Origin of the sequence: Alkalibacterium sp. 20 (assembly GCF_001885615.1) — a bacterium.
Taxonomy (GTDB): domain Bacteria; phylum Bacillota; class Bacilli; order Lactobacillales; family Carnobacteriaceae_A; genus Alkalibacterium.
In genome coordinates this window covers 1-20707 of the sequence record NZ_LSRN01000042.1, presented here as the reverse complement: position 1 = coordinate 20707, position 20707 = coordinate 1, and the positions used below count along the sequence as shown (strand labels likewise).

Below are 20707 nucleotides of genomic sequence, written 5' to 3'. Positions count from 1 at the left end.
ATTCAAACCCAATAGTTATCTGTAGTTTACCAATATCAGAGGGAGTATTTCAATTTTTAAACAACAAAAAACTGGGTCCTAAAAGTAGGGTGCTTTATTAAGCGTCTACTTTATAGGATCCAGTTTACTGTGTGAGGACAATGGGGGTTTTTTTTTTTACTTAAATCTGTTAATATCTTTAATTTCACTCATATTCTTTTTCAAATGTTTTGGTGCTTCTGACCGTGTCGATGTAACGCACTTCGTTTTCGATGATAGCGCGCTGGTTTTCCAAAAATGGCGGAAGAGACAGTTTTTCACCTAACGTTTCGTAAGGTTCGTCTTCCATAAATCCGGGTCCTTCTGTCGCTAATTCCACAAGGATACCGGCCGTCACGCGTGCGTATAAAGAGCCAAAGTAGAAGCGGTTCACATAGCCTGAATTTGGTAGTTGAACGGACTGATATATTTTTTTCCAGTTATCGAGGTCTTCTTTATCATCCACCCGAAAAGCCACGTGATGCACTGTTCCATAACCCTGTTGGTGGCTTTGGAGTTCTGTATTGTGTTCGACCACAACTTCTGCACCGTTACCACCCTCACCCATTTCAAAGAGATACAGATTATCTTCCGTATCGATATGTTTCATTTCATAGACTTGTTCAAGGACTTCTTTGATGTAATTCAAATCCTGATAACGTAAAAATACACGTCCTAGTCCAGTGATGGCAAATCCAAGCGGAATAGGACCGTTCTGCCAAGGGGTACCTGATGCAACACCACTATTGTTTTCGTCTGAGATCAGCTGATAGGCTTGCTCATCAAAATCCACGAACGGTATGACCTTCTTGCCGAACTGTTCCTGAATGCCTTCGTGTTTCACTTTTAGACGGTCAAAACGTTTGAGCCAGTATTCGAGTGCATTATTTGTGGGTACTCTGAAACTTGTCCGAGCGATTTCATCATTCCCGTGGACTCCTTTTGAAATCCCTGGAAAATCAAAGAATGTCATATCTGTTCCGGCACTGCCTTTATCATCCGCAAAGAACAAGTGATAAGTCTGAATGTCATCCTGATTGACCGTCTTTTTGACTAGACGCAATCCTAAGACGTGCGTGAAAAAGTCATAAATCTTTTCTGCACTGCTGGTGATTGCTGTGACGTGATGAATACCTTTTAATTGTTTCATAAGTTCAAATCCTCCTGTATTGTGAAAAATAATTAACGCGCAATTTTATTCCGAATTCGAGATAATTATAGCGTAGACTCCTCTTCGTTGTCAAATCTTCAGCCTAACTCATTTAAAAAACCAAGTGACGTTACTAAAAAACAACTGAACAAGAGTTAAACTTTATTATAGTAATATTTACATCACTTTTTCTCCACAGACAAATTAATTTACTTTCATGTCTCATCATGCTATTTTTTAGTATAACAAAAAAGGAGTGTTATATTTGGGAGAACGGAACGAAGAACCTAGAAGAGATGAAAATCCAAGAGGAACTGAACAAAGACGACGTACGGGCCTATTTGCATTATTTTTAATTGCACTTGTCATTATTGTCGGTGTGATTGCCGTATTCTACTTTTCTGGTGACGGAGGAACATCATTAGACACGAATAACGAAGATCAAACTGAAGAACCTGCCGATTCACAAGACACATAGGATGATGCTGATGTCGATATTGACGTTAATATAGATGGTGGCGAAGATTCTGACGGTGAAAGCGACGATGCTGATACTGACACCGATACAGAAGATGGAGAATAAATAACCTACTTATAATTATTTATCAGCTCAAAAATTCATAAAGCCGGAAAGAGTGGTCATTACTCTTTCCGGTTATTTTTATTTCTTGATATACTGATTCCCTCTTACAGGGGGCCACGTTTCAAGTACTCTTTCCCGAGTTGAAAAGCAAATAGCAGGCAGAAGCCTCTGTCGAGATCCTACCTGCTATGCCTATTATATGTGAGTTATATCTATCATCTCTTATTACATCCATAAAATAATAGGTTTGATGTAATAATGAAATGGTTTCATTGACTATTTTTAATTATTAAATTCATTCGACTTGCTCTTATCAGGACTGAACTCTGTCCGGGACATTTCACCCCAGCTTTTATTGTGCCGTTTATATTCAAAGAATGCGGTAAATCTCCACCATGCATTTAATTGGCGATATCCGAAATTCTCCAACACACTGAAAATCATCAATAATAAGTATTCGGGAATTCTTTCATATTTTGAAAAGTTATATTCATCTAATAAAATGGCACTGCTGGATAAAAAGATACCATATAAAACAGACACGGCAAGGAATAGCAGAAAGAACTCCAGACTGATTATACCTAACCAGAATGAGACGATAAACGAAACATAGCCTAATACCTCAACCACAGCGCCTAACATTTCCACAAAGAAATAATACGGCATTGCCAGCAACCCAACAGTGCCATACTTTGGATTAAACAACATTTTCTTATGATTGAACAGGCTGTCCATTAATCCTTTTTGCCAGCGTTTACGCTGACTTTTCAATATTTTCTTTTCTTCAGGTACTTGTGTCCAACAAACAGGATCCGGAACAAATACAATTTTATAAGGAGTCTTACTTTCAATCATTTTCCGGTGTATTTTGACGACCAATTCCATGTCTTCTCCGATAGTATCCTCTGTATACCCACCAGCTTCAATAACAACACTTTTCCGGAAGACACCAAATGCGCCTGAAACGATTAATAATGCGTTCAAACTCCCCCAACCTAACCTACCGAACAAGAAGGCTCTCAGGTATTCAACTGTTTGAAAACGAACCAAATTATTTTTACTTAAATTTACTGATTCGATAAAACCTTTGTCGACAACACAATCATTTACCGGTCTTACTACCCCACCAGATATAACGACCGTAGGGTCCTCGACGAACGGTCTGATAACCTTCGCTAATGAATCTCTTTCAATAATTGAATCTGCATCAATGGCTGTGATGATTGGATATTCCGAAATATTTATCCCTGCGTTCAGAGCATCCGCCTTTCCACCATTCTCTTTATCCACTAGTACAATATTTTCAAATATAGCAGACAGGTAAATACCTTTAATTTCTTTGGTGTTAATTTTTTTTCTGTATGGCATATCTATTTTTGTCAGTTTGAATTCCTGAATCAACTTTTCCAAGGTCGTATCTTTGGATCCATCATTAACTATGACCAATTGAAATTCGTTATATTCCAGACTTAATAGTGCTTTAACGTTATCGACAATTGTTTTTGCTTCATTAAAGCAGGGAACAACAATAGATAATGGCGGCGTGTAACTGGATGCTACCATGTCTTCATAGGACCAGTACTTCTTTTTTTGCCGATCGATATATAAGGCTCGGATCGATACGAAAAATAGAAGCGTATATACAGTATTTATAAAAATCACATAGTACAACACAAAATTATTGAAATGTTTAATAATCTCTACTAAAAAATCTGCAAATAAATCCATTATGGCCTCCTAAACAGCGGTATTTTACTCTTATACATTATTTATGTATACCGGTCATTAATTTAACCGGCTTTCATTCGTATAATGCTTCTCTCTGTAAAACGGCATTAGCTGTATCTCTTGCAAAAGGATCATCAGAATCCAGCAAAGTCAGTAAAGCCAAATGTCCTCCATTTTTGTGAACAAGCAGTGACTCGGCAGCGTTGTGGCGAACATACCAATTCTCATCACTCATATAATTTGTTAAGATCTTAATCGAATCATCGCGGTTTACTTTTCTGAGATATCTAGCCAAAAAAGACCTTACTTCCCATTCCATATCGTTTTCTAAGGACATAATGTGTGATAAATAGTTGTCATCGCCTATATTACCAAGCATATAACTCGCTTTTAAAGCAGCAATCCTCAGCTCTTTCTGAGGATGATAAATCATCCTCTCGATCCATTTAATGCTTTCCTGATACCGTCTTTTGCCAATTCCTTCTAAAGCAACCACCTGCAAAAAGGTATCATCCGATTCCATAACATCCTCAAGGATTTCTTTGATGTCACCTTCTACAAGTTCGATAAGTGATAAAACATTGTTTTTGCTCATCCGTGTCTGTTCAACTGCTTGTTCTAATATTTCTCTTAAATATAATGCATCACTTATCTGAATCAGGCTTCTAGCCGTAACAAAAAACAACTCATTATCTGATGTCTGCAGCTGTTTTAGTAAAAGTGGCATCAGTTCACTTAATTCATACTCACCCGCTAAAAATGTTCCAGTCTTCTTTTTCCAAATATTACTGCTGCTAAGATACCGTTCCACTTTATCAATTACCGAATTCTTCCCGATATTTTTCAACAATACGGTCTGATTTGTTCCTGAAATGAAAGAGTTGTAATCTAGAATAAGCGACTGTAAAACTTTTTTTTCCAAGTAAGATTTAGGTTCAATCGATAACTCACTGTCCTGTTTTGTTATAAAGCGCAGGAAATTCTCTTCAAACGTTTTTCTTATTCCTGCTTTTTTATTACTTACAACCTTCATCGCTATCTTTTTGATCAACAAAAAAATAAACATCATTACATTAACGGCAAGCATAATAATTAATAATGCCCATATATACTGTCTCAACATTTTATATCCTACCTCTAAGTCGTTAGTATTTTTTTAATTTTATGTTCCAGAACATCCAATGAGAAAGGTTTTTCAAAATAATCATCCGCACCTAACCTTAAGCTCTCCATTACTGCTGATTCACTATGCTTACCTGAAATCATGATGATTTTTGGGTTCACATTCAAACTAACCGCATTAATCCTTTTAAGTACTTCTATTCCAGTTACCTTTGGGAGCATAATGTCTAATAAAACAAGATCATAAGCATGTTGACCCAGTTTAACTAACGCCTCTTGTCCATCCTTTGCATAATCGACATCATAGCCAAGGTAACCAAGTCTGGTTTTTATAATATTTGTCAATAATAACTCATCATCTACAACTAGTATTTTATTTTTAGAGACAGATAATCTTTCATCTTGTAGGATAATTTGATTTTTCCCTTTTTCTTTTGCGATATATAGTGCCTTGTCCGCTTTTTCCAGTAAGGATGTCTTACTTTGTTCTCTATTATTGAATTCAGCTATCCCTGAACTAAACGTAATCGCTATATCCCCTTTATCATCTGGTGCATGGAATACTTTTGAAAGGATATCCAAACTGATATTCTCCATAACTAATCTAGCTTCTTCGCCAGTCGTTTGTGGAAATAAAATCAGGAACTCATCCCCGCCAAAGCGGAAAACTTCATTATCTTTTTCCAGCTTACTAGTTATTACTTCTACCAAACTAATCAATACATGATCTCCAAAAAGATGTCCATGTGAATCATTGATATTTTTAAAATAATCCACATCAAGAAAGGCTACGGAGAAAACTTCATCTTTCTCGATGAAGTTTTCTTTTTCTTTCTCGAATCTCTTCAAAAAGTGTTTTCTAGTGAACGCTTTAGTTAATTCATCTCTTTGATTCTGATCTTCATTTATTTTTCTTTTTTTAATCATTCCATTTATTCGAGCTATAAGCTCGTCCGGGTTAACAGGTTTTTGGTATATTATTTCTGCACCCTTTCTGAGTGCCTCGTATCTTATTTCCTTTTTATTCAACCCTGTTAAAAATATTATAGGTGTATCACTTTTCAACTCCATAATCTCTTCATAAAGATCAAATCCTGATTTTTTCGGCATAACGATATCTATAATTGCAAGATCGATCTTTTCATTTTTCAGATATTCTATGGCATCATTTCCATTATCCGTTACATAAACTTCAAATCCCTGATTTTTAAGTAACGCTGCTAAAAAACTGAGCATAGAAACATCATCATCTATAATGAGTATTTTACCAGATATTAGAATGTCCCCCCCTGTATCTATATCTGTATCTATGGTAGCTGGGGACTCGTTTTCTATTAAAATATCACTTAAACGCTGCTCAATTAATTCTAGTAATTTACCTGTTCCTTTGATTAATGCAGAATGACACTTAGGATCACTCGTCAAGTAACCTTTTTTACTTAACATAAGTTCTTCAATATCTGCGGCTACCAACGAAATATCGTGAAGCTCCAATGTTCCTGACGTGCCTTTCACGCGATGATAGAATTGATAAAGGGCATCGTAATCTTCTTCGTTTTCTTTGTTCAAAAAAGCAATTAAATTTCGAGCAATATGTGTAATCTGTTCATTTTTTTCAACTAAAAATTGCCGTTGACTTCTTCTTATTATGTTTTGAAGCTTCTCTTTATTCAAATTATTCCTCCAGATTTATTTTATAGACTGTCTTGGCTGCTGTAAACGACTATTCCTTTGGCCATAGAAAAATAATTCTATTTTTCTTTCACTCTGCTTGTTCTGCAACTAGTTGTAACATGATTTCAGAAAGTACGTTAGGAGAGTAAGGCTTGACTAAATACTCATAGATTTTATAGTCTTTAAAATCTATCGTGGTCTTATTGATTGCCGAAGAAACGATAATTGGTAAATGATTAGTCTTTTCGTCACTTTGTAATTCTTCAATCAAGTCATACCCTGTCATGCCATCTTCTAATACAAGATCCACAACAATTGCTACCAGGTCCCTTTCATTAGCTATTTCTAATACATTCTGGCTACTTAAATAGTGAATAACATTGAAATTATTTAACTTTAATGTCTCGGACAACATCAATGCCAAACTAATGTCATCTTCCACCAGCAAGACATCCCCCCTTGATTTACATTTGAATTCCTCATCTTTTTCGAACAGTTCGCCATCAACATTGATATTAAAAACAGGTAGAGAGAAGCTTACTGTTGTTCCTATATTTTCTTTGGAATCGATCCAAATCTCTCCTTGATGCGCTTCAACAATCCCTTTACTTATCGCTAGTCCCAAACCTGTGCCGCCAATTTTTTTGCTTGCACTATTATCGACACGTTTAAACTTGGTAAATATATCTGATAATTCCGTTTCCGGTATACCTATACCAATATCTAGGATATTTACCACAATTTTCTCGTTCTCATTACAAATTTTAATTGCTATTTTTCCGCCTGCTGGTGAAAATTTCATCGCGTTACTAATTAAATTGGTAAGCAGTTGAATCAGACGGTCCTTATCGGCCATTGTACTGGTGATTGAGGCAGAGTCTTCCAAGTAAATCGGATGCTTTTTCTCATGCTTAAATGTATCTATAACTTCCATGATTATTTCATTCAAATTGACTTCTTTCATTTCATACTCTTGTTTTCCCGATTCAATTCGCTGCACGTCGAGAAAATTGTTTATCAGGTTAGTTAAGCGTTTCGCCTCTTTGAAAATCGTTTCAAGGTATTTCTTTTGTTTTTCTGGTTTTAAGTCTCTCATCAATAACATTTCAGTAAAACCGAGCACACTCGAGAGAGGCGTTCTTAATTCATGACTAACCGTACTTACAAGCTCAGATTTCATTTCATCGACTTCATATTCTTTCGTAATATCCCGATACATAAAAATCGTTCCCGTTTTCACTTCGCTAATAAATACTGGTGATGTGTATATTTGAATGTATCTTGGATCATCCTCAGCTAACTGGCATCGAATCGAACTCAAATCTATAAACTCTGGATCAATTGCTTTTTCATAGAATTCTCTGATTTCGTTTTTTTCCTGGCAATTATCTGAAAAATCATTTATCCAAATATCTTTAGGTACAATTTTATTTTTTTTGTAGCTCTCCATATTTACTAATTTCAGTAATTTATCATTCGCTTGTAACAAATCTCCTTTTAGGGATACAAGTTGTAATCCCTCGGTGACGTTTTGAACAATACTTTCATTTAAACTTCGTTCTCTTTGAACATCTTCGTAAATATCTATTCTACTTAAGGCAATACTTAATTGTCCCATAAGTACATTGATTTCAGAAATTTCTTCTTCAGTAAATGCGTTTCCAATTCGAGTTATTGCAAAAACTAGCGAAACTTCGCCCAAATCATCGTTAACGGATGCATATAAGTCGTAACAATTTACACTGTCTTCGGCAACACCTATTTCTGTCTCAGTCGCCTCTCTTTTTACAACGTAATAGCTCTCCGTTTTTAAACGTGCCACTATCTCTTTCAAGTAAACATCTGATAAAAACAGCTCTGCATGGTTTTCAGTCAGCCCTTTAATTGCAAATTGCTTTTGATTCGGACTAGCCAATATCCCTTTGTCAAAGTTAAAAGCAGTTACAAAGTAATTGAATACCCGATTTAAAAATTCATCTCTGTTTACCGTCGCTGTCAATTCTTTATTTAAATTACTATACCTTTCAGTTTTTTCCTTTGCTTTTTGCGTTTCACTTAAGAGTTCTTTTAGGACGTCTTCGTTTCGTTTATTCTCAGTAATATCGATCCCGATCAGGATATAGCGATAAGCTTTGCCGTTGTCATTCAGAAATGGAACGATTGTTGCGTTGACCCAATAATATGATCCATCTTTAGCTTCGTTCTTCATTTTACCTGTCCAAATCTTTCCTTTAGTGATCGTAGTCCACATTTTTTCATAAAAAACACCTTTTTGATTACCACTTTTCAAAATACGTGTTGTATTGCCGATCAGCTCATTCTCTTTGTATTTTGATATTTTACAGAACATCTGATTGACGTTTATAATGATTCCTTCGTCATTTGTAATGCACAATAAGGCGGACTCATTGAGCGCTTTATTAATGTGTTCAATTTCTGTAATATAGTCCTGCAACTGATTTTGATTGAACTCCAGTTCATCCTGCTGAGACACTAATTCTTCATTTTGGGCCATCAGTTCATCTTCTTTATCTTGAACCTCAATTGACATGTCTCTAAATGACTGAGCTAAAATACGGAGCTCTTCCAACTGATAATCTGAATTTAATTTTATCTTCTTACCTTTTTTCATGTTTTGTGTGGCTGATATCAACATTTCTAAAGGAAGTATGATTTCTCGTAGCAATCCGCTGATCACGAGAACAAACAAGCTGAAACTGGCTAATCCTAATACGATAAATCCAACTGTAAATTGATTAATGAGTGATAATATTTCATTGTATATGCTCTCTCTCTCAATTTGAGTTTCTTCGTTGAAGGTTTGCGTATATTCAAGAAAACGGTTGATGTCATCATTTGCGCCTCCACTTGATAACGTTCTTAGCGATGCGTAATCATCCGCCTCTACAAAGCTGATAGCCGAAGGAAGCAGATTTTCGCTATAGTTGACATAAAGATTCGAAAGTATCTGATTCAATTCTTCTTCCTGATCAGAGAGAGTTAGAGATTGAAAATAATCAAGACTGTCTTTAAACTTATCCAAATTCACGTAGAGTAGATCCAATTCCTGTTGATCTTGAAAAGCATAATACCCTCTGGCTCTAAATAATACCCCCGTCAGATTTTTCTCTAAGTCATTGATTGCATTATATTTCAACGTGCTTTCTTCGTAATCTTCAGTTATAGACGACTGTGCACGTATCAGTGTATAAATACCCACAGATGTAATCAAGACGATTACAGATAATAATAAAGCAGCCACTTTATAAAATTTTTGTTTAATTTTGACCGGTCGATTCTTATTATCAATCATTCATCAGTTCCTCCACTAAGTGATAAAGTTCCATTGGGCTAAAAGGTTTTTTCATAAAAATATCCACCCCCACAGCTTTTGCCTGCTGCTGATCTTTTTCCTGTGTCTTAGCGGTCAACATTATAATGACCGCCTCCTTTATTTTTTCTTTATCAATTATTTCTAAGAGTTCTATCCCAGTCAATTCTGGCATCATATAATCCAGAATAATCACATCATACTTTTTCTCATTGATTTTTTCTAATGCCTCTAAACCACTTTCGGCTTCATCGATCGTATAATTCAAATCTTCTAAACTATAACCGATAAGCATTCTTAAAACCATCTCATCGTCCACTACTAAAATATTCTTCATTGACTCAACTCCTGCTTAATTATTTAAATAGTCTTTTATAATAGTGTATGATTCTTTCAGTCTTTCTTTATATTCAGGTTGTTCCGACTTTTCGAAGCTATAAGGCAGCATCTGTTTATCGGCAAGCTTATCGTTTGGTAACTGGTCGATTAAACGTTTATTTTCAGTTGCGCTGATGCTGATGTCAATCGTTTCAAAATTGGTTGAAGCGGCTAATCCCTCTGACCACAAATCACCAAGTATTTCTTTGTGACTCGGATCTTTAACATTCAATAGCAGCCAGGGGATTCGCATTTCTACCATACCTGAGTCTTTATTGTTTGTGTAATCCGCCAATGAATCATATGAGTCACTTTCCGGACTTCCGATTCCTTCTTTTAATAATCCTGTTTCGTAATAATCAAATGGTACCTTTAAACCTGTTGAGGGAATGACCATCGGTTTGGACAACGCCAGATTAATTTGATTGAATTGTCCGTCGTTATTTTCAATGATTTGATTATCCTCTAAAAACTCAAGTTCATAACCATACTGATAGTAGAAAGGATCATAATAGCTATCGACCCATACTCTACTTTGCTCTTCATCTGATATTTCAATAACAAAATCGATCCCCTGCTCAAATGTCTGATTTTCAACAAACGGAACAGATTTGTTACCCTGGCCATCGATGGTATTTAACAACACATTTAAAGACATTTCACTGTTCCACTCTTTAGGATCATAATCGATCATCAAGTAGAGGTAGGCTTCATCATGGTCAACAGAAATACCGCGCAGCAGGCCGTCTTCTTTCTGCATAAGAAGCTCATCTTCCTGCCACTTTTCTTTATCCCCATCCAGTAGTTTTTTGTGGGTTTCAAAGCTTAACAAACCAAAACGCTGCTCATTGGTCTGCATATTTGACCAGTACGGTCTCTGATCAGGATTATCAAGTTCCATCGTGTTCCACGTTCTCTTGAACCACTCATCCTGCCAGGTAAACATAATTCCGCCAACAGCACCCTGTTCATAAATGTCTTCAAATAGACGAACAACGATATCTCCCTGCTCTTCTTCTGACAAAAAGCCTTGATTCCAACCGAAAGGATTCACATGAGTCATACCTCTGGATGAAGGGACACCAAATTCCGCTACGATTAGCGGCATACGATGTGCATCAATTAAATCCTTTAAATAACCGGCATAACTGTTCTTCTGACCGCGATGATCAATGAAATTCAAGTAATCTTCTTCATAGTTAAAAAAGTCCGGATAATAAGGATACACATGATAACTGGCAAAATAACCAGTCTTTAACTCATTACTTTCGTATATATTATTAGGATCAACGCTGACCATATCTTCTTCGGCGGATGGTTCTGACGGATGATCAAGTAAATCTGTGGTTGGCCAGTTAGTAAAACTGATCGGATGCATTGTTTCATAGTTGTTCGCTTCATAAGCAGTGATAAACTCCATGCGTGCTGCCAGCCATTTTTCAAAAGCATTTGCACCTTTTGTACTAAAATGGTCTCCTTCAAATTCATCGGTACTTTCGTGTAACTTATTGGTCTCTTCTACCATAAGTGGATACCATTCGATGCCCAATATATAACCTAGTACATACTGAGAAATATCATATGCATATTTTCCTGAAGCATGACCAATCTTCGGCTCTATCGTCACATTTCCATGCACGACATCGATAACATCTTCAATTTCACGTTCAAAGGCATCGATAGTGGCGGGTAAATACGCATTCAACGTTTCTTCCAGAGCCTCTTCCTCTATCCAGACCCCGTGCATGACATAAATCGGCGATTTTGACTGCTGATTATGGAGCCACAGTGCCTGATAAAATTCCGGTGGGTGTACAGTGTAGACTCGAATCACATTGGCACCCATTTCGTCTATTTGTTCGATCCACCGCGCATATTCCTCAAACGTTATCGCTGACTCTCCAGGCCATGCCCCTGGTTTGGCCATCCCCATATTCACACCTTGTATCTCAAACTCTTCCCATGATCCATCTCGATAAATTTCAAAATGCGTTTCATTTACGCGACTATGGTATGCGACATCTTTATCCCTATACATATCAATGTTGGATCGTTCAACACTGTTCACTGTTTGCTTATTGGTATACGTATCTTGTAAGATCATTTTCATCATTGGTAAATAGGCGCGATAATAAAATGACTGTGATCCTTTTCGCTGCAATTGACTGACCGTTCGATACAACCAATCCAGACCCTTATACTGATAAAAGGATGGCGTCGTCTCTAAGTCGGCATAATCACCAGTAAAATAATAAAGTGGCGTGCCGGATTGAAGCGTTCGTGTGACTGCAGGAATCGTATCGCTGATACCGTATTCACGCATACGGTCCTGCCCCTTTTGGGTAAGTCCCAGTGTATAGTTAGCTAACACTTCTGCTTCAGTAGGCTCGACAATGTCAAACCAGTAATCATAACGAGATGAGAGGGTTGTATCAAAAAAAGCTTGACCTGTTTCGGTAAAATCAAATAAGATACCTTCACCCCCAAAATCTTCGGCTTCTTCCAAGACTACAATGAAATCGTCATCCCTTACAAAGATGAGACCCGCATCAGTAAAGCTCCACTCTTCTTCTGTTTGCCGCTGATAGTTTTCAATCATCCAAGTCGGAAGTTCATCGTTCAGAGCGGGATCTAATTCATCGAAATAACGGGCCATCCAGCCTTCCCATTTCAGTCCCAGGAGTGATGTAAATCGATTTCTCACTATTTGGTCTGTTGGACTCGCAAAGCTGTTGAATTCTGCAATAAGCGGAGTTCGATTGATATAGATTTCGCTCTCGATTGCTGTAAGATCTTCGATCGTGAGTCCGCCATAGATTAACTCTGATCGATTTCCCTCTTGATTTTCACCGTAAAATTCATCTTCGTAAACGCCATATGTATCGGCCATATAAATCAGATCATACAAGTTCTCATTCTCATTTGTAATGGAAGTTATCTCGTAATTATTCTCAGCTTGTGGATGAAACCCGACATAATCCTGGGTCAAATCGTATTCGCTGTTATCTGCTTTCAAGTATTTATAGTGATTCAACCCCCAAGTGATGCCCTTATGTTCACGGTAGGTCTGGTCTGGAACTGTTTTGTCCATAATCAGAACCTGAAGTTCCTCACCGGAATCGACCTGCCATAGCACAAAAGGTAAAAAAAGCAAGCCAATCACAGCTAGTATGCCTATATAGATAATTTTCTTTTTCAAGTCGGTTCATCCTTTATCATTCGTATTTTGAGTTCATTATTAATTTTATTATTCAAGTTTTGATCGAAGTGATTCGAGTCTTTTCATACAAAACTGCTTGATTATGTTAAACTAATTTAACAGTAGTAATAAATTTAAGTACAGTTGCTAACAACTTGTATAAACCCTATTGTTATTGCATATTATATCATAAAGATGTCAGTTAAATACCAACAATATGGTGAACTTAATACAAAGGCGTGTTGATAAATGAACCCTCTATTTAAAAGCAGTAACAAAACGAAAAAAAATGCTGTTATAGTCACAAGTACCAGTCTATTCATTGTTATAATAGTTATACTCCAACCAGTATTTTTTCCTGAAAATATTTCGTTAAAAAGAACTGATAATTACGATTCCGATCCATACACGATATCAAATATTACATTTAAGTCGGATGTTTATACTAAAGATATGCCTCTCGATCTGACATTAGATTTAGCCACTCATACGTCACTTAACAAGACTCTCTGGTTGGGTTTTAGCGTTTTAAATCCTTTGGGTGAAGTGCTTGATTTTCCACTCACTGAAGTTAAGATTGACGCTGCACAACCACAGTCATTATCCCTTTCAGCCTCTTTAGCTGATTTAGATAATAAGGGCATTACAACTGGCTCTTACACTGCTGTTTTTGCTCTATGGAACAGTAATCCGATAACCGATGCCTCCACTCAACTGGCTATGGTGAAAATAGAAGAGGCCTTCCGACTTTATAACGCCGTTGAACACTTCCAGACGATAGATAATACGAAATGGTTCAGTAGAAATGGTCTTTTAGGACGCACACAGCTAAAAAACGAACACGTTGCGGTTTTAGATGATCATTTAACAATCACTATGCCTTCAGAAACTTTAGAGGGCGGAGAAATTCAAACGGTCGATTTTACACATTATGGCTCCTATGAAATCAGCATGAAACTTCCTGACGCACCTTCATCTATAACTGGGTTTTTCCTTTACAAAGCACCTGACTTTCATCATGAAATAGACATAGAAATCTTTAACCAGCCTGAATCAAAAGTGTTATTCACATCCTACGCCAAAGGGTCTACCCAACATGAGAACAGAGCTGATTTGGGTTTCGATCCTACCGCGGCCTTTCATCGATACCGAATTGATTACTACCCTGATCAGGTCACTTTTTACATCGATGACAAACAGATACAGACATGGAAAGATGGTTATTCAGATGAACCGATGCACCTGATGGTCAACACCTGGTTCCCCGCATGGCTGAAAGGCACCGCGCCTGAAGAAGATCAGAAACTGATAATCGAATGGATCAGGTATTAGTGCTACCGACCCTCATTGCCTGAAAGGCAAAGTCATACTGACGTCGTTAATTAAAGTTATGTATTAGATGCTATAACGCTTTGAAAAACAGCTTCACGTTTAATATGAGAGAGGTGCTTTTATCTCTAACAAGTAAAATGGGTAGAATCTCAAAAGAGACTTCTACCCATTTTATCCTGTTCATCATAGTTCTTTATTAAACCATAATTTACACACTCATTCGATACAAGTAGATACCATAGAGTGTTGTGAGGATGGTTCCGACAATTAGTGTTAGATGGTATAGTGAATCCCAACCATCGCCATTAAAGAAGAGTAAAATGATTCCCAGTGTTATAAATAAGAAGCCAATAATACTTGATGCGTACAACCCAAATTTCCCAAAAGGAATTTCGTAGGGTCTACTGATATCTTTATCCACTTTTCTCAATTTTACAACAGCTGGAAATAGCCATAGATAAGGTAAAAAGAAGATCAAGAAACTGAAGGAAAGAATCGTCCAGAATGCATCATTGGCATTCCCACTTAATGCGAAATTCAACACAATCAGAAACGTTGCAATAATACCCATCAAAACATACGAGTAATCCGGTGTATCATATTTTTCATTCCTGTGACCCAAAATCTTTGTATGTTTAGTGAACTCAGCTTCATCTAAAACTTCTACTCCACCTAACGTCCACGAAATCATATTAGAAACTAAGGTAAACAACGCGACGATCATCGTGATATTAAAGACGATTCCCGAAGCCGGTCCAAAGACAGTGGATAATTCTTGTAAAGCATAAAAGAAACCGTCGAGCGGATCTATTGACGCTGCTGGAATCGCAGCTAAAACACCAAATGTCCCTATAATATACATTGCGGCAATTAAAATCCCTGCAAATACAGTCATTTTAGGGATGTTTTTTTCTGGTTCATCTATTTTCGAAGCAATTGCACTGATTAATTCAAACCCTAATAAATTATAGACGATTGCTGAACTGTAAGAAATGGTATCAAAATTCAAGTTCAAAGCAAAGCTGGATAGTGAAAAGTCATTGGCTACACCGTTTTTCATGGCATATATCGCACCCATCAACCCAAAAACAATCAGAACACTGACTTTTAGAATTGCAGCTATGTTTGTAACCGTAATACTTAAATCAACTCCTCGAATACCGATGAATACAATGAGCCAACACATTGCTACCGCTAAAGAAGCCCCAGCTAAATTGCCCATGGCGGGGAAAAAAGCCATTGAAAACCAGGTACTGAATGCAATAAAAACTGCCGGCATCCAGAAAGCCACATTTACCCAATAATACCAGGCAACTAAACTCGCCTGAAACGGACCGAAAGCACGTTTGACCCAGGCATAAATACCTCCATCTTCTGGATAAGTAGCTCCCAGTTCGGCATTAATGAGTCCGTACGGGATAAAAAATAAAATAGCCGTGAGTAACCAGATGGTAATTGAGGAAGCTCCTAAAGCCGCCGGAGCAACGAACGTATCCAACACAACAATTCCTGTAACGGTAAAGGAGACCATCTTGAAGAGACCGACTTTTGCGACATCTTTTTCAGTGGTAATATTTTTGCCTATTTTTCCTTCCATTTTTCTCACCTCTCAATTAATTTTTTCATATCATTATTTTTATTTTTCTGAAGGTTGTTGCTGAGTAATGCAATGAATATTTCCGCCGCCCAACAGTATTTCCCGAGCATAAACTCCCCGTATTTCTCTATCAGGAAACACTTCATTCAAAACATCCTTAGCATTCTGATCATATTTTTCATCGTTGAACAATGGCAAGATTATAGCACCGTTAGCTATATAGAAATTAGCATAAGAAGCGGCCTGACGGTCCCCTTCCTGTCTAGGCAATGTCCCGTCGATCTTATCGACACTTTCGCTTTCTTCTTTAGTAATAAGCACCTCGTTTGGGATGTGTAATTTATGAATGACAAGCTTTCTCCCCTTAGCATCTGTCTCATTCAACAAATATTCATATGCCTTTTTAGAACGCGGATACTGCGGATCATTTTCATCATCTGTCCATGCCAAAACGATTACTCTAGGGGCACAGTAATGCATAATGTTATCCACATGCCCATTTGTTTCATCCAGATAAATCCCTTCTGGAATCCACAGTACTTTTTCAACTCCCAGATACGCTTTCAATTGTGCCTCGATTTCTTCTTTATCTAACTTCGGGTTTCTACTTTCATGAAGTAAACACTCTTCTGTTACTATAACGGTTCCTTCACCATCTGTATGAATGGAGCCCCCTTCCAGAATGAAATCTTCCAATGAATAGTAGTCGAAGTTTTCTATTTCGGAGACTTTTCTTGCGACTTGATCATCTTTGTCCCATGGGAAATATAAGCCATCTGCCAATCCACCCCAGGCATTAAATCGCCAGTCGACTCCTCTAACTTCGCCAGCATTATTTTTCACAAATGTCGGACCACTATCGCGTATCCACGAATCATCCACAGACATTTCCACAACGCGTACTTGATCTTTCAACATTTCACGAGCATTTTTAAATTGATTCGGTGACACACACATCGTCACTTTTTCATATTCTACTAATGTATTTGCTACTTCAGAAAAAGCTTTCTGCGCTGGCTTCCCACCTAATCGCCAATTGTCTGTCCGTTCCGGCCAGATCATCCAGCAGCCTTCATGCGGTTCAAATTCACCCGGCATTCTAAAGCCATCGTTTTTCGGGATCCCTGTTAACCTTTTTACCATTTGCTATTCTCCTCTCTTTTACTGTTACAGTTTCTCTACAAATGATTGAATTTTATTTTGATGATTTTCTGCAACTTCTTTAGACGGTTCTGCTAAAAAACGATGGGTGAAGTAAACGATGATCGCCATTTGAGCGGTCAACCGATTTTCGGATTGATCAAAGGCTACACTATAATCCCCTTCCAGCGCTTCTCTTGTGACCTCTTCTTTGTCGTTCGCTGGCAAGCAGTGGAGCAGCATTGCTCCAGGAGCTGCGCTCTTCATCAACGCTTCTGTGATCACATAGTCTGGCATAAAGGCTGCGAGCCGTTCTTCTTTCTCATCCACTTGGGTGGTCCAGTAGAAACTGTCTCCATAGACTACTTCGCATTCAGAAACTTTTGAAATGTCTTCAGTTATTTCATAACGTGCGCCTGACTTTTGACAATTTTTATCGGCTATTCTCAGCCATTTTTCTTCCATATGATACTTTTTGGGCCCAATCTGTTTAAAATCGATGCCATATTTTGTGCAGGTCAATAATAAAGAGCGACAGACATCCGTGGCATCTCCCATAAAAGCGACCGTTAAATCCGTAAGTGTTTTTCCTTCCGGTAAATGTTCCTGCATGGTAAAGATATCTGCTAACATTTGAGTCGGATGATACACCGTATCCAGTCCATTGATCACGGGAACGGTTGCAGATTCCGTTAATTTCCGAGTTGTTTCACCAGTGTTTGTGCGGGCAACAATAACGTCACACATTCGGGACAAAACTCTAGCCGTATCTTCGACAGTTTCCTTGGAACCTAAATGAATATCACCTTTGGATAAGAAGATAGCGTGACCACCCAGTAACGTCGCTGCTGTTTCAAAAGAAACACGTGTACGTGTTGAACCTGCTTCAAATATCATACCAACTGTTTTATTTTTGAATAATTCCGGTATGGCATTGTCTCTCCTGGCATCTTTCAGTAACGTCATCAATTCAAGCATGTTATCGATTTCCGCTTTCGTGAAATCGTTCATTGTCAGCATATGCTTCAACTCTTTTTTATTTAAATCTGTTGCACTGGATGATGGTTTTTTCATGTGAATCTCTCCCTCTACATTTTTTTAAATATATATATCGTCTAATGGTCTGGACTGATCACTCTTCTTGGTAAAGAGAGAAACGGTCACGATGAGAAGAATATTGACCAGCGGTGGAACAAGTGTAAAAAATTCCCATGGTTCTGGAATAATCGTCCCTTGAATAACCCCTCCCAATACATTCACCAACAGTCCTCCCAACATACCTGCCATGATTCCATAAGAAGTAGCCCATTTTGATTTTAGTGCAATAATGAATGGGAAAAATAATACCCCGAACTGTAAGGTGAAGGCGAAAATAGTCATGTCATAAATGTTAGAACTCAGTAACCCGACTAAGGCGGCTAAAATTCCTGTTAAAACTACACAATAGCGGGTGATCCTCATTAGAACATTCTGATCTGCTAAACCTTCTTTTTTGTCTTTCAAGAAAATAGGATAGATGATATCATTTGAAAAGATAACCGCGGTCGCAAACAAGGATGTACTGGCACTTGATAATACAGCCCCGATCAATGAGGCAACAAAGATCCCGAGCAAAACTGGATTCAATAATTCTTTAGCTAAAAATGGGATCAGCAATTCACTGTCCTGCGCAATCAAGCTACCATCGATCATTCCGCTACTGATCAGTGTATGACCGATCAAAGCTAAAAAAACCGGAATGAGACCAAATGTCCAATACAAACTGCCCGAAATAATCATTCCTTTCTGAGCAGTTTCAGCATCTTTTGCCATCAATGCACGCTGCGCTATATCAGGACTCGGAATATTGCCTAAAGCCATCCCTGCCCACATCGAAACGTATGTCACCCAGGGCATCAGCCCTTTTTCAGATGGAATGAATTGCCAGAAATCATCTGGCGTATGGGCGGCGATATTTTCTATCCCTCCAGCTGCATTATAGCCGACCACTAGGAGTATTATTAATCCAACAAAAATGATGATCATCTGAATAAAATCCGTCCATATGACAGCTAACAAACCGCCCATATACGTAAAACTCACGACCACGACAAGTGCAATAACGTAACTCAGATAAAAGTTTAAATCAAATAAGACCGAAAGAATTTTACCAACGGCTAACAATTGAACAGCCGTCCAGATGATAAAAGTAGGAATCATCACAGCAGAAGCAACGTAACCGGTAGCGCTTCCAAATCTATGCGTATAAATTTCACCTATAGAATTTATTTTTAATCCCCTAAGTGTTTTGACAAAAAGAAGGCCGATGATGATCAAAGATAAGCCGGCAGCAAAAGGATCTTCAATGACACCGTACACGCCATCTTCAAAAGCAGCCCCAGTTCCCCCTACTATTGTTCCTCCACCCCAGAAGGTGGCAAACACCGTACCTACTACCAGGAATAACGGCGCACCTCTGCTAGCAACTAGGTAATCTTCTGTATTCTTGATTCGTTTACTGGCAATCTTGCCTACTGCAATTAAGCTCGCTACAAAGAAAATGATGATCGCTAGTGGCACAGCGTTGTTGAAAGACACAATTTAACTCCCTCCTTTAATTTCTTGTTCGCTTTTTCACAACTTATTAACTTGATTTTATCCATCACAAGTCAAATTGTCAACACATACGATGTAATTTATTCGTTATAATTGTCTTTTTTTATATCAAACATGACCGATTTGGACATGTTTTTATCTTTTTACAGCTTAATTATTTGTTTTCCAAAGTCTATTCGTGCTATTATTGGGTTGAGCTTACTTCATGTAAAGGAGGAAATCTCTCAGTTTACTTATCTGAGAACAAAACTATGGCCAAAAAAGAGAAAAACTATGATCAAATAGACTTTAAAATTATCCAGGAACTTTCTAAAGATGCCAGAAAATCTGTAGCTAAAATAGCCAACGAAATTGATATCAACGAACGTACAGTACGCAGAAGAATTGAAAAGCTGATTGATGACAATACCCTTCGTATCACAACCATTGTGGATCCCAGTAGTTTCGGATACAATGCCATTGCGGATATCAACTTGAAAGTAGACGAGGCAGTATATGATGAATTTGTAGAAGACTGTAAAGCCAATCCAAATGTCTGCTATATCGCAACCGGATGGGGCAAAGCAAATCTATCTATTGAAACCCGTTTTTTAGATAATGATGATATGTATAACTTCATCAACAAGACCTTACCCGAAACGAACGGTGCAGAAGTAATCAATTACTTCATCATCCCTAAAATCATCTACAATATAGATGAATGGCTTCCTGTCCAGGATGACTTTAAAGAAGAGTAAAGCTAGTGAAAAAGGCAAGCATACTTAAGTGAAGAAATCAGATTTCGGTTTAGTTGATATAATAGATATTTAATTTTCCCCCTATCATAAAAACTCCCCAAAGTTATTAACCTAACTTTGGGG

Annotated in this window: 14 protein-coding genes; 3 read left to right on the top strand and 11 right to left on the bottom strand. The window is 37.6% G+C overall.

Features of this window, described 5'->3' with window-relative positions:
* Positions 1-184 precede the first annotated feature (184 nt).
* The gene (locus tag AX762_RS07805; RefSeq protein ID WP_071848588.1) at positions 185-1168 is read right to left on the bottom strand and encodes a ring-cleaving dioxygenase; all 984 of its coding nucleotides are present in this window, start codon (positions 1166-1168) and stop codon (positions 185-187) included.
* 265 nt (positions 1169-1433) lie between these two features.
* On the opposite strand from AX762_RS07805, the gene AX762_RS07800 reads away from it, so the two are divergent.
* Positions 1434-1646 (top strand): hypothetical protein, encoded by a 213-nt coding sequence (locus tag AX762_RS07800; protein ID WP_071848587.1) that lies wholly within the window; start codon positions 1434-1436, stop codon positions 1644-1646.
* A 387-nt stretch (positions 1647-2033) separates the two neighbouring features.
* Here AX762_RS07800 and AX762_RS07795 read toward each other — a convergent pair whose 3' ends face one another.
* From AX762_RS07795 to AX762_RS07770, 6 genes are all read right to left on the bottom strand, one after another.
* Positions 2034-3479, bottom strand: coding sequence for a glycosyltransferase (locus AX762_RS07795; RefSeq protein WP_083432877.1), 1446 nt, complete (start codon positions 3477-3479; stop codon positions 2034-2036).
* Between the two features lie 73 nt (positions 3480-3552).
* On the bottom strand, positions 3553-4602 hold the full coding sequence (locus AX762_RS07790) for a HEAT repeat domain-containing protein (RefSeq protein WP_071848586.1): 1050 nt from the start codon (positions 4600-4602) through the stop codon (positions 3553-3555).
* A 14-nt stretch (positions 4603-4616) separates the two neighbouring features.
* The gene (locus AX762_RS07785) at positions 4617-6275 is read right to left on the bottom strand and encodes a response regulator (protein WP_071848585.1); all 1659 of its coding nucleotides are present in this window, start codon (positions 6273-6275) and stop codon (positions 4617-4619) included.
* An 88-nt stretch (positions 6276-6363) separates the two neighbouring features.
* On the bottom strand, positions 6364-9588 hold the full coding sequence (locus tag AX762_RS07780) for an ATP-binding protein (protein ID WP_071848584.1): 3225 nt from the start codon (positions 9586-9588) through the stop codon (positions 6364-6366).
* Positions 9581-9943, bottom strand: a complete 363-nt coding sequence (locus AX762_RS07775; RefSeq protein WP_071848583.1) for a response regulator transcription factor — start codon at positions 9941-9943, stop codon at positions 9581-9583. The genes AX762_RS07780 and AX762_RS07775 overlap by 8 nt, the downstream gene beginning before the upstream one ends.
* Before the next feature lie 15 nt (positions 9944-9958).
* Positions 9959-13183: a hypothetical protein gene (locus tag AX762_RS07770; RefSeq protein WP_071848582.1), complete on the bottom strand. Its 3225-nt coding sequence runs from the start codon at positions 13181-13183 to the stop codon at positions 9959-9961.
* A 453-nt stretch (positions 13184-13636) separates the two neighbouring features.
* Here AX762_RS07770 and AX762_RS07765 point away from each other — a divergent pair, with 453 nt between their 5' ends.
* The gene (locus tag AX762_RS07765; RefSeq protein WP_177244067.1) at positions 13637-14515 is read left to right on the top strand and encodes a glycoside hydrolase family 16 protein; all 879 of its coding nucleotides are present in this window, start codon (positions 13637-13639) and stop codon (positions 14513-14515) included.
* A 208-nt stretch (positions 14516-14723) separates the two neighbouring features.
* Here AX762_RS07765 and AX762_RS07760 read toward each other — a convergent pair whose 3' ends face one another.
* From AX762_RS07760 to AX762_RS07745, 4 genes are read right to left on the bottom strand one after another with little or no spacing between them, the layout of a single operon-like run.
* Positions 14724-16112, bottom strand: a complete 1389-nt coding sequence (locus AX762_RS07760; RefSeq protein WP_071848580.1) for an APC family permease — start codon at positions 16110-16112, stop codon at positions 14724-14726.
* 39 nt (positions 16113-16151) lie between these two features.
* On the bottom strand, positions 16152-17255 hold the full coding sequence (gene aguA / locus AX762_RS07755; protein WP_071848579.1) for an agmatine deiminase: 1104 nt from the start codon (positions 17253-17255) through the stop codon (positions 16152-16154).
* Positions 17256-17279: 24 nt separating this feature from the next.
* Positions 17280-18326, bottom strand: coding sequence for an ornithine carbamoyltransferase (argF, locus tag AX762_RS07750; protein WP_071848578.1), 1047 nt, complete (start codon positions 18324-18326; stop codon positions 17280-17282).
* 24 nt (positions 18327-18350) lie between these two features.
* The gene (locus tag AX762_RS07745) at positions 18351-19829 is read right to left on the bottom strand and encodes a hypothetical protein (protein ID WP_071848577.1); all 1479 of its coding nucleotides are present in this window, start codon (positions 19827-19829) and stop codon (positions 18351-18353) included.
* A 269-nt stretch (positions 19830-20098) separates the two neighbouring features.
* Between AX762_RS07745 and AX762_RS07740 the strand changes: the two genes are divergently transcribed.
* The gene (locus AX762_RS07740) at positions 20099-20584 is read left to right on the top strand and encodes an Lrp/AsnC family transcriptional regulator (protein WP_071848576.1); all 486 of its coding nucleotides are present in this window, start codon (positions 20099-20101) and stop codon (positions 20582-20584) included.
* The last annotated feature ends 123 nt before the right edge of the window (positions 20585-20707 follow it).